Raw genomic sequence first — 10,437 nt, 5'->3', positions numbered from 1 at the left:
GATTCTTGATTTAGAATGACTAGATCTTTAAATCGCCGCCGCGTCTACAAACCAAGTCATTCTCGCTGAACCTAGCATCTCGAGGTTACTTGGGTATAACCACAATGAATCAAAATTGAATAAAAATAAATCAGAGGGAAATAAAGTAGGAATTTAGGAAGGAATTGTAGGCACAAAAAAAGGCAGCTCGTGAGCTACCTTTTTCGCAAGTCAGCAAATTAAATTATGCTTTCTTAAGATCTTTAGCTGGGTAAGTTAGCGTTTTTTCGCCAGCTTTAACGTGCGCGTAAAAACCGCCGCTGCTTAGACCTGTAACAACCATTTCGCCTAGCTCGATACCTTTAGTAGCTACTACTACGTCACCGATTGAAAACATATTTAATACCTTGTGTATGTAGATTATGACCTTAAGTCGTTGGCGGTATTTAATCTGAAATCGCACCCTTAAACTAATCAGGTTTTTTGTCGTTATGATTAACTTTTATTATTACCAAAGTCCTTATATTTAAAGGGATTGTAAGGGTATGACGAAGATCGCTTTTACCGTCTTAAACTCAGAGAAGTAAAGGGGAGATTTCCCCCTAATGAGCTAAGATGGAGGAATCATAATTACCTTTGATTATGCTTTTGCTCTCTGGAGATAAACGATGAAAAATGGTCTCACTATTCGTGCTTTAGAACGTTCAGACCTGCGCTTTATTCACGACCTCAACAACAACCGCAATATTATGACGTATTGGTTTGAAGAGCCGTACGAATCCCATGATGAATTAGAGGAACTTTACCGCAAGCACATTCACGATGATGCTGAGCGCCGCTTTGTCGTAGAAGATGAACATGGTGTATTAATTGGTCTGGTAGAGTTAATAGAGATTAATTACATTCACCGTAGTGCAGAATTTCAAATCATCATCGCACCAGACCATCAAGGACGTGGCTACGCGGAAGAGGTAATCAATCGAGCTTTGGATTATTCGTTCTCGATTCTTAACCTGCACAAAATCTATCTTTTGGTTGCTTTAGACAACGAAAAAGCCGTTCACCTATATCAAAAGTGCGGCTTTATTGAAGAGGGGCATTTGGTGCAAGAGTTCTTTATCAACGGCAGCTACCGTGACGTAAAACGCATGTACATTCTACAAGAACAATACCGCGAAAAACTCGAGAATAATCAATAACAATAAAACAACGGTAAGCGAACACCTGCTTACCGTTGTTTTAAACTGATTTATTGGTTTTTCCAGTTGTAACCGACACTTAGGAAATACAACGCTGGGTCATCAAAGTTCGCAACGGGAATGCCCGCCAATTTGATTTCAGATGAATCAATTAGCATTGCTTCAAATGCTACAGATACCGAGCTTGCTTCATCAATCTTGTAATCAAAACCAGTACCTAAACGATAAGATTTACCAGCAGGAATCGTAAGGTCACCGTTTGACTGATCTGCGTACATACTCGTATCAAACGCAAAACCCGCATTCCATGTCACCTTACTGTTGATCTTGTATTGGGATCCAATCGCGACTTGATAAGTATCTTGTGTTTCCACTCCCATCAAGGTGTCGTACGCGCTCCAATCTTGCCAATTCAAGTTACCCATAAGGGCAAGTTTGTCGTTTAGCTCATGATAAGCACTAAATACTACCTGTTGAGGTAACACTGCGCTGGTTGTCAGGTCTTTATCTGCGAAGTCGAATTCTGCTTCACTAGAATAAGATAAACCTAAACGTGTGCCCGAGTTCAGCTCATAAAGCGCGCCAACACGGCCATTCACTTGGACATCGGTATCTTCAATACCGCCGGCTAGCGAAGTTCCGTCCACTTTTACATCCATATCAAGAATCCCGTAGTGAATGCCAAGCGCAGCACCCACAGACCACTGTTCGTTGATACGGTAAGAAGCAGAAGGCTGAACCGTTACGGCTTGAGTGATGGCATTAGGAATATCGATACGGTTAAAAAGCTGGTCATATTCCAATCCCAGACCATAATTCCCATACATACCAATGCCTAAAGTCCACTTGTCGTTTACCTGTTGGCTATAGAAGGCTGAGCCAAGAGGCACGTAACCTATGATATTACCGGCATCTCCACCATCGATGGTGTCTAGCGTTGCATCACCATACAAGCTAATCAGATGACCAGAGAAAGATTGACCCGCTACATTGGATAAACCTGCGGGGTTAGCCGCCATTACTGAGGCATCATGCGCTCGCGCTGCCATACCAGCAGAGGCTAAACCAATATCTGTGGTAGAAGTCTCGTACAAGTACAAGCCTCCAGCCTGAGCTGCTGCACATGAAAGGAGGGACCCCACAACAACGAATTTGGTAAGATTTTTCATATTATATTTATTCCACTTAAGCTAACGATACCCAAGTGACTTCAAGGTAGTGCGCTCCCGAAGGATGAGGTTACTTGGGTGTACATACGTCATCCAATCCCCTTCAAAGAACAGGTAAGTAAACAAACTTTGGATAAGTAAGGACGGACTATTCAACGTTGTATAAAACTAAGTGGAAGCATAATAGGAAGTTCTATCACCTATGGTTATATGCGTTATAACCTTATTTTTATTTGGCTGAGAGAAACAAAAAAACGCAGCCAGAAGACTGCATTTTAATCCCAATGTGAATGAGCTTAAGCCCTTTGTTTATTTCGCCCTTTCACTTACAGCTTTTCAACACCCATATTGAACAACGTAAAGCTGTAAACATCGGCGGTTTTCTCGATAACCTTACTAGTCGGTGTGCCTGCACCGTGACCTGCATTGGTTTCGATTCGAATCAAAGTTGGGTTTGTACCCGCTTGTTTCGACTGTAGCTCAGCCGCAAATTTGTAAGAGTGCGCAGGCACCACTCGGTCATCGTGGTCACCCGTTGTCACCATGGTTGCCGGGTATTTAACGCCGGCTTTTACGTTATGAACTGGCGAGTATCCTTTGAGGTAATCAAACATCTCTTTACTTTGCTCTGCTGTACCGTAGTCATAAGCCCAGCCAGCTCCTGCTGTAAAGGTGTGGTAGCGAAGCATATCCAATACACCCACTGCTGGCAGTGCCACTTTGAACAGCTCTGGGCGTTGCGTCATCACCGCACCAACAAGTAAGCCGCCATTAGATCCACCGTTAATCGCGAGTTTGTCTGACGAGGTGTAGTCTTGGTCAATAAGGAACTCCGCTCCGGCAATAAAGTCATCAAATGAGTTCTGCTTCTCTAACTTGGTGCCGGCATTGTGCCACTCTTTACCGTACTCGCCACCGCCCCGAATGTTCGCGACAGCGTAGATACCACCCATTTCTAACCATGCTGCTCGGCTTGGACTAAAGTAAGGCTTTAGACTGATGTTAAAACCACCGTAACCATACAAGATTGTTGGTGCGCTGCCGTCCATCGGCGTGCCTTTCTTGTAAGTGATGATCATTGGAATCTTAGTACCGTCTTTCGATTTGTAGAACACCTGACGAGATTCAAATTGTGCCGGATCGAATGGCGCGTTCGATTTGTGGTAAACCTCGCTGTCACCGTCTTTGATGTCTAAACGATAGGTCGTGCTTGGTGTCTTGTAATTGGTGAAAGAGTAGTAGACTTCAGCGTCTTCTTTCTTACCCCAAAAGCCGTAAGCACTGCCGATGTCTGGCAGCTTGATTTCACGAATGAACTTGCCGTCCATGTCGTATTGTTTGACCATAGAAAGGGCATCAACAATGTAGCTTGCGAATAGATAACCGCCCGCGGTTGATGGGCTAAGCACGTTGTCAGTTTCAGGGATTAAATCTTTCCAATTCTTCGGCTCAGGGTTGCTCGCATCCACCGTCACCACTCGTTTATTTGGTGCATCTAAGTTGGTGACCAAATACAGCTTGGTGCCTTTGCTATCAATCACCCAAGTATCAGAATTGGTGTCATCCAAAATGGTTTGCAGCGGACTGTCTGGCTTGGTCAAATCTTTGAAGAACAGCTTATTGCCAGACGTTGAAGTACTTGCCGAAATAAACAGGTAACGTTGGTCGTCCGAAGTGTAACCACGAACGTATCGGTGCTTCTCTTCCTCTGTACCGCCGAAGATAAGCTTATCCTCACTCTGCTTAGTGCCTAGCTCGTGATAGTAAAGCTTGTGTTGGTCGGTTTTTGCCGAAAGCTCGCTGCCTTCTGGCTTGTCGTAACTTGAGTAGTAGAAACCTTTGTTCCCCAGCCAGTTTACGCCGCTGAACTTAATATCCACTAGCGTCTCACCGACAGGCTTTTTGGTTTCGGCATCAAGCACAATCACTTTGCGCCAGTCGCTACCGCCTTCTGAAATGCTGTAAGCGACTAAAGAACCATCTTTGGTGAAGCTCACGTTCGCCAACGAGGTCGTGCCATCTTCGCTAAAGGTATTAGGATCGAGAAAAACCTCAGGCTTGCCATCATCAAGTTGGCGGTAAAGCACGTCTTGGTTTTGCAAACCGTCGTTCTTGTAGAAATAGGTGTATTTACCTTCTTTGAATGGACGCCCTAACTTCTCGTAATCCATCAACTGAGTTAAGCGTTCTTCAATCTGGTGACGATAAGGAATTTGCGCCAAGTAATCGAACGTGACTTGGTTCTGCGCTTTGACCCAATCAGCCGTTTCTTTACTGCGGTCGTCCTCTAACCAGCGATATGGGTCACTGACTTTGGTACCAAAATACTCGTCCACTACATCGACTTTCTTTGTCGTTGGGTACTTCACCGCCATTTTGTGTACGTGTTCAACCAACTCCTTTGTTGAGTCTTCGGCATAAGCACTCGGCAATATGCCCGTCATCGCAAACGCGGTCACCAGTGCTAAGGTTTTCTTTTTCATAGACTTCCTTTTCTGTTTTTGTTTTATGTAATGCACCAAGCATCTTACCTATATTAGAGAAATGATTCTAATCGTCTGAATAAAGCTGTGAATCCACGGAGACAAAGTGACTCACTTTGCCTCCGTGAGATAGACAAACCTCGGTTTATAGACCGACTTGCATTAACTCAGTTCAATGCTTCGAGACACACCCGACTCCGCGGCAAAATCTTGGTCGTGACTGATAAGAATAAAGCCGCCTCGATACGCGCTTAGTGCCTGAGCAAGCATGATTTTCGAGTCCAAGTCGAGGTGATTATCTGGCTCATCCAAGAGCAACAAAGGCTGCGTTGGTTGATGACTGACAATCAGCATCGCAAGCTTCATTTTCTCGCCGCCACTCAATACACTGCCCAAACGAAATACACTGTCTCGGCGAAAACCAATGCCTGCGAGTAATGTTCTGGCATCGCTCTCTTTCATCCCCTCACAATGTTGCATCAGGTTTTCCAACATGGAGAGTTCAGGCTGTATCGCACCAAAGTGTTGGTCGAGATAATAAAGCGGCGTATTGATTTGTAGCTCACCACTTTGCAGTGAGAACTCCCCCAAGAGGGTTTTCAGTAAGGTCGATTTACCGCATCCGTTTTTGCCCAATAAATGCAATTTATCATCCGCATGAACTTGCGCAGTGATGGGTTGAGCCGACCCAAATGGCAACATGCCTTCTAAAAGCGACACAACTTTTCGTGAACGGTTTTGACTGTCTGCCAAATACAGTTTTTGCCCTTTGATTTGCTCTTTACGCACTCGCAAACTTTGCTCTTTCTCTTGCAGATGCGCTTGGCGAAGTTGCTCGTTTTTATTACGACTGGCAGCTCGGGCTGTAGCTTTGTTTTTCATTGCATCCAGTAAGATTTTCGGCTGACTGCCATCCTTTCTTAGCTTATTACCTTGAGCCGCTCGTTGCTCTGCTTTCTCCCGATTGCGCTGAGCTTGTTCTTCTAATTGCTTTTTTTGTTTATCGACACTGGCTAACTGGCGTTCCACCGCTTGTAGTTCGGTGCGCTTTTGCTCGGCATACACGTCGTAATTACCACCAAACACTTGCAAGCCTAGTCCGGACAGTTCCCAGATTTCCTCCATCTCGCGAAGTAATTCTCTGTCATGACTGATGAGCAGAATCGCGCCTGAGAAACTGCGCATCGAATGAATCAACCACTGCTTGGCATGTGTATCAAGATGGTTCGACGGTTCATCAAGGATCAGCAATTCCACTTCGCTGTCGAACAACTGCCACAGTTGCAAACGTGCTAACTGTCCGCCACTCAATTGCGAGCAAGGGAAGTCTGGCTGTGATGGCAAACCCATGGTTTCTAACTGCTTAGCAAGTTGGATAGGCAAATCCCATTGTTCGCCCACCACCTCAAACAAATGCTCAGAGCAATCGCCCATTTCGATCTGCTTGAGCGCGCTTAGCACTTTGTCCTTTGCTAAAAACTGGGCAATCGAAAGATCGCCCCCCAACAAGTGAGATGGTTGCTGGCGATACACCGCAAAGGACCTTGGTAAGGTTACTGTACCGCTGGTTGAGGTTTGCTCACCGCTGAGTATCGATGCAAACACCGATTTTCCGACACCGTTGCGTCCAACTAACCCAACACGACGTTTAGTCATTGAACATGAGATTTGCTGAAACAGCGTTTCGCCATTACCAAATTGATAACTGATATTGTAAGCCTGTAAGACTGGCATAATTTGCCTCCTGTATGACAGGGACAACAGCCGTAGCTTGAGATAAATCTAGAGATGAGATCGATGCAAATACACGCGCCCATAGAAGCGCTTCAAACAGAAAAATGGTAACTGCAAAGAAATATCGGAAAGTGAGCTACGCCTACTAACCCTGTAAATCCAAAAAATAAAATGAGAGTTGGATGACAGGTTTAGTTGTTCATGTTGGCGTAATCTCCTAAAGAAGTGATGGGCAAAGTCTAAAGGTTTTCTTGTATAAAAAGCAAGCGACTTCTGTCACAAGCCGCTTTCAGACCGAGAGCTCGTTTGGGTGCCCTAGCTTACAAGGGCACAAACCTAGGACTATGCTTCAAAGTAAATCGCAGGTTTGATATCAACCAAAGGCGTGCCATCTAAGCAGTCCAACCCACGCACTTTAATTACTCCCTCGTCGATAGACTCAATCGGTATTACCGCCGCGCCAATAGGGTTTGGTCTGTGCGGAGAACGTAACGCAAATGTGCCCTTCTTTCCTTGCATCATTTCAGGTTGGCGGTTCGCACCAGAAAGCCAATACAGAACCAGTATTTTCTGTCCAACTTCAAGTCCTACAAGCCCTTGGTAATACTGAGATTTAAGTTGAATTTCACACACAGGTCCATCTTGTGGCTGAATGTTATTTGGGCACTGAGAAACCTCAGTATATGGCGTACGAATTTGCCCAATAAACTCAAGTTGTGGGGTTTGAATTGTGTTCATATCAACCTCTATTTTTGTTCTGACTTCATCGCTGAAAAAGCGTAAATGGTAATAGTGACCAAGATGATTGAACCACCAAGAATGCTTACCATTGCAGGAATTTCATCAAAGAAGAGTAATGCCCAAAGTGGTGCTAGCACGGTTTCAATCATCAGAATCATGCCAACTTCAGGTGCAGTGATGTAACGAGTCGCAACTTGTGAAAGCACACGCCCAAACGGCGCAGTAAACAGCCCCATCAAGCCCATAATCAGCCAAGTGTTCGCGCTGTAAGTTGAAGGCGTTGCCCAAAACAGCATTGCCATCGCTAAGAACAGCCCACCAAAACCAACGCTTGCCATGCGGCTTACGTGCTGATGCTTACGCAATTGCACCTGGTTGAGCGACAAACACACCACAGCAAACACTGCTAAGCCATCGCCAATCCAGTTTCCCGATTTAAAAGAACCAGAGACCACAATCGCAATACCTACCATCACAGCAACAATCGCAATCCACGTCGAACGCTGGGTCACTTCACCCAAAAACCACCAGCTAAACAATGCAGCCAAAGCTGGTGCTGCACTCAGAATCACAAAGGTATTGGCAACCGTGGTGAGCTTAATACTCATCACCAAACCAGCAGCACTGCCGAGCATCAATAAGCCAGACAACAATACATGCCAGCCGCTCTCTTTCACCGCTCGAACCAGACCGCGCTCATCGCGAAGTTGGATAAATATTGGCATCGAAATTGCGGTAAACAAGCCAAATAGAAATGCGGTATCCACACCACTCACGCCCGAGAAGCGAATAAAAATTGGGTCTAGGCTCATCAGCAGTGCACCAACCAAGGTAATCATCACCCCGGCAAAGCGAGCCCCTTTGGCGTTTAGATTGTTCATAAATGCCGTTGTCATCGTCTTTCTCCTCAAGAAATAAATCATACTTGCCAGTATGATTTTCTAATTTCAGAGTTGTGTCAACAAAAATCATACCGTATAGTATGATTGTCAAATCAAGAGAATCTGAGCATGAGCAAGATCGAGCAAAACCGAGAGAAGAAACGCCGAGCTATTTTGGAAGCCGCGAAAGAGAACTTTTTGTCCGAGGGATATGTATTAGCGAACATGGATAAAATCTCTGCCCAAGCAGGTATGACAAAGCAAACCGTGTATCGCTACTTCCCATCTAAAGCAGCGCTATTTGAAGCAACATTGCGCCAGATAGGTGAAAACATGGATGGTGGTTTCGTTACTCACCTACAAAAGGATGATCTGCGAGTAGCGCTGAACTCATTTGGTGAACACTTTGTTTCTTTCCACCTTTCTGATGAGCACTTGGCGACCTTCCGCTTGTTGATTGCAGAAAGCGCCAAAGCGCCTGAGATCACGAGGATCTTCCGCGAAGTCGGTCCGGACGATACCGATGCTAAACTCACTCAGTTCTTCCAAGATCGTTTCGATATTAAGGAACCAGAAACACAGATTCGCCTCTGGACAGGTATGCTACTGTCGATCCGCTCTAGCGTTTTAATGGGAATGGAAAAGCCAACGCAAGCTGAGATTAAGGAGCACGTGCAAGAAGTGACTGAGTTTTTGTTGGCAGCGATCGAGCATCAGAAGTGAACTAAAATCCATCGCTCGCCGTAATAGCCAAAGAGTGAAAACACTAATGGGAAACGGCTATGAATCTTTTGATTGAATCGGTTGAGGGTGGTATCTACCTCGCTTACAACGTAGAAAACCAAACAAGATCGTTGATCTTGAACGAGCACAAGAGCCCACTCACGTTCGCCAGCCTCTGTGAGGCAAGAGACCACTTTCGAGGAGAAGGATACTCCTCAGCCAAACTGGTCCACCTCAACGCATCCGATGAGATGTGTGGGGAAAGAATACGCTGTGACATGCCATTAGAGATTGAATTGAACTGGTATTAACACCAGCTCTTAGCTATCAGACCTGAGCTTTGCCTACAGCGATTTGGCGCTTCCTCACTATCAAGACCATGGTTGCCAACAGTGACATCATATACACTATTGCCAGCGCAGTTGTGCCATCCACATTCAACGCGCTCGCTATAGCGACGAGGACTGCACCTCCCATCATTCTCAAAAAGCCATCAATGGAAGAAGCTAAACCAGCACAATACTGAAATGGTTCCAACGCCATCGAAGTTGCTGCGCCAGCCAACAAGCTAAATCCGCCGCTCGCCATTCCTGCCATCAGGAAAAATCCACCAACTTCACCTTCGGACATTAATACCAAGCCTATTCCTGCCATTGCAACCATGATCGTGCCGGTTAATACCGTATCAATACGTCCCAACCTGTTCATCACTTTAGGTGCAATCACACTAAATAGAATTTGAGAACCGCCAATCAAGCCAAACATCATAGAGAACTCGACTTGGCTTAAACCTCCTTGCTGCATTGCCACTACTGGAGCGACAGAGACATAAGTTAAAAGCCCGCCAAAACTCAGCAGGTTAGCCAATGCAAACACCTGGAAGTTCTTATTACTTAGAATGTCTTTGATATTGCAACGCAATGCCACCGTGTTCTCGATATCAACCGACACCTTAACTGGCTTTGGGCTGTCAAATCCGACGGTCGCTAACACCATAAGTAACAGTGCCAACCCTGCCATCATATAGAAGCCACCAGCCCATCCCCAAGCCATGGCTAAACCACTACCAATCAATGGCGCGATGGTTGGAATCGCACTAGTAACACCGCCGATGTAGCTCAACAGCCTTCCAGCATCATTTCCTTGGTAATTGTCTCGTACCCACGCCATAGCAGTGATCATGGTAAAGGAAGCCCCAATGCCCTGCATTCCTCTCGCGATATATAGTACTTCCATATTCGGTGACAATGACGCAAGAATACTGCCCATCGCGTAAACCAACGTACCAAGCACAGCCGAAAACCGACGACCAAATCGGTCTGAGATTGGTCCAGCTAATAACTGGCTCACCCCCAGAGCAAGAATATAGATAGAGATGGTTTGGCGCATATCACCATCGCTAGCACCAAACACATCCATCATCTGAGGAATGGACGGCAAGTACACGTCAATAGCAAGAGGTCCAAGTGGTACTAAAGCGAAAACAACAATCAGTGGCAAAAGCCTATTACCTGCCTTCTCCATGCCC

10 protein-coding genes are annotated in these 10,437 nt (G+C 45.6%); 3 read left to right on the top strand and 7 right to left on the bottom strand.

Annotated elements, in window-relative coordinates; all coding sequences use genetic code 11:
- Positions 1–223 precede the first annotated feature (223 nt).
- Positions 224–376 carry a hypothetical protein gene (locus tag MHO32_RS20875; protein WP_005452601.1) on the bottom strand — a complete coding sequence of 51 codons (153 nt, stop codon included), beginning with the start codon at positions 374–376 and terminating at the stop codon, positions 224–226.
- A 271-nt stretch (positions 377–647) separates the two neighbouring features.
- On the opposite strand from MHO32_RS20875, the gene speG reads away from it, so the two are divergent.
- Positions 648–1,178: a spermidine N1-acetyltransferase gene (gene speG, locus MHO32_RS20870; protein WP_005452602.1), complete on the top strand. Its 531-nt coding sequence runs from the start codon at positions 648–650 to the stop codon at positions 1,176–1,178.
- Positions 1,179–1,228: 50 nt separating this feature from the next.
- Here speG and MHO32_RS20865 read toward each other — a convergent pair whose 3' ends face one another.
- The 5 genes from MHO32_RS20865 to MHO32_RS20845 all read right to left on the bottom strand — a co-directional run bounded on the left by MHO32_RS20865 (position 1,229) and on the right by MHO32_RS20845 (position 8,201).
- Complete coding sequence (locus MHO32_RS20865) at positions 1,229–2,347, bottom strand: OmpP1/FadL family transporter (protein ID WP_009697082.1); 1,119 nt, start codon at positions 2,345–2,347, stop codon at positions 1,229–1,231.
- 326 nt (positions 2,348–2,673) lie between these two features.
- Complete coding sequence (locus MHO32_RS20860) at positions 2,674–4,830, bottom strand: prolyl oligopeptidase family serine peptidase (protein WP_239213794.1); 2,157 nt, start codon at positions 4,828–4,830, stop codon at positions 2,674–2,676.
- 162 nt (positions 4,831–4,992) lie between these two features.
- A complete protein-coding gene (locus MHO32_RS20855; RefSeq protein ID WP_239213791.1) occupies positions 4,993–6,564 on the bottom strand; it encodes an ABC-F family ATP-binding cassette domain-containing protein in 1,572 nt (523 codons plus the stop codon).
- Between the two features lie 342 nt (positions 6,565–6,906).
- The gene (tsaA, locus tag MHO32_RS20850; protein WP_239213765.1) at positions 6,907–7,302 is read right to left on the bottom strand and encodes a tRNA (N6-threonylcarbamoyladenosine(37)-N6)-methyltransferase TrmO; all 396 of its coding nucleotides are present in this window, start codon (positions 7,300–7,302) and stop codon (positions 6,907–6,909) included.
- An 8-nt stretch (positions 7,303–7,310) separates the two neighbouring features.
- Positions 7,311–8,201 carry a DMT family transporter gene (locus MHO32_RS20845; RefSeq protein ID WP_239213753.1) on the bottom strand — a complete coding sequence of 297 codons (891 nt, stop codon included), beginning with the start codon at positions 8,199–8,201 and terminating at the stop codon, positions 7,311–7,313.
- Positions 8,202–8,315: 114 nt separating this feature from the next.
- On the opposite strand from MHO32_RS20845, the gene MHO32_RS20840 reads away from it, so the two are divergent.
- Positions 8,316–8,909 (top strand): TetR/AcrR family transcriptional regulator, encoded by a 594-nt coding sequence (locus MHO32_RS20840; protein ID WP_239213751.1) that lies wholly within the window; start codon positions 8,316–8,318, stop codon positions 8,907–8,909.
- Between the two features lie 59 nt (positions 8,910–8,968).
- Positions 8,969–9,220, top strand: a complete 252-nt coding sequence (locus MHO32_RS20835) for a DUF6482 family protein (RefSeq protein ID WP_239213749.1) — start codon at positions 8,969–8,971, stop codon at positions 9,218–9,220.
- 16 nt (positions 9,221–9,236) lie between these two features.
- On the opposite strand, the gene MHO32_RS20830 is transcribed toward MHO32_RS20835, so the two are convergent.
- Positions 9,237–10,433, bottom strand: coding sequence for a multidrug effflux MFS transporter (locus MHO32_RS20830; protein WP_239213747.1), 1,197 nt, complete (start codon positions 10,431–10,433; stop codon positions 9,237–9,239).
- Between the last annotated feature and the right edge of the window lie 4 nt (positions 10,434–10,437).

Origin of the sequence: Vibrio sp. MMH1-50, from assembly GCF_022347645.1 — a bacterium.
In the GTDB taxonomy this organism is placed as follows: domain Bacteria; phylum Pseudomonadota; class Gammaproteobacteria; order Enterobacterales; family Vibrionaceae; genus Vibrio; species Vibrio harveyi.
This window is presented reverse-complemented; position numbering and strand designations above follow the sequence as displayed.

Coding starts and splice junctions, on each gene's coding strand:
- MHO32_RS20875 (WP_005452601.1), bottom strand. CDS start 376: ATGTTTTCAATCGGTGACGTAGTAGTAGCTACTAAAGGTATCGAGCTA.
- speG (WP_005452602.1), top strand. CDS start 648: ATGAAAAATGGTCTCACTATTCGTGCTTTAGAACGTTCAGACCTGCGC.
- MHO32_RS20865 (WP_009697082.1), bottom strand. CDS start 2,347: ATGAAAAATCTTACCAAATTCGTTGTTGTGGGGTCCCTCCTTTCATGT.
- MHO32_RS20860 (WP_239213794.1), bottom strand. CDS start 4,830: ATGAAAAAGAAAACCTTAGCACTGGTGACCGCGTTTGCGATGACGGGC.
- MHO32_RS20855 (WP_239213791.1), bottom strand. CDS start 6,564: ATGCCAGTCTTACAGGCTTACAATATCAGTTATCAATTTGGTAATGGC.
- tsaA (WP_239213765.1), bottom strand. CDS start 7,302: ATGAACACAATTCAAACCCCACAACTTGAGTTTATTGGGCAAATTCGT.
- MHO32_RS20845 (WP_239213753.1), bottom strand. CDS start 8,201: ATGACAACGGCATTTATGAACAATCTAAACGCCAAAGGGGCTCGCTTT.
- MHO32_RS20840 (WP_239213751.1), top strand. CDS start 8,316: ATGAGCAAGATCGAGCAAAACCGAGAGAAGAAACGCCGAGCTATTTTG.
- MHO32_RS20835 (WP_239213749.1), top strand. CDS start 8,969: ATGAATCTTTTGATTGAATCGGTTGAGGGTGGTATCTACCTCGCTTAC.
- MHO32_RS20830 (WP_239213747.1), bottom strand. CDS start 10,433: ATGGAGAAGGCAGGTAATAGGCTTTTGCCACTGATTGTTGTTTTCGCT.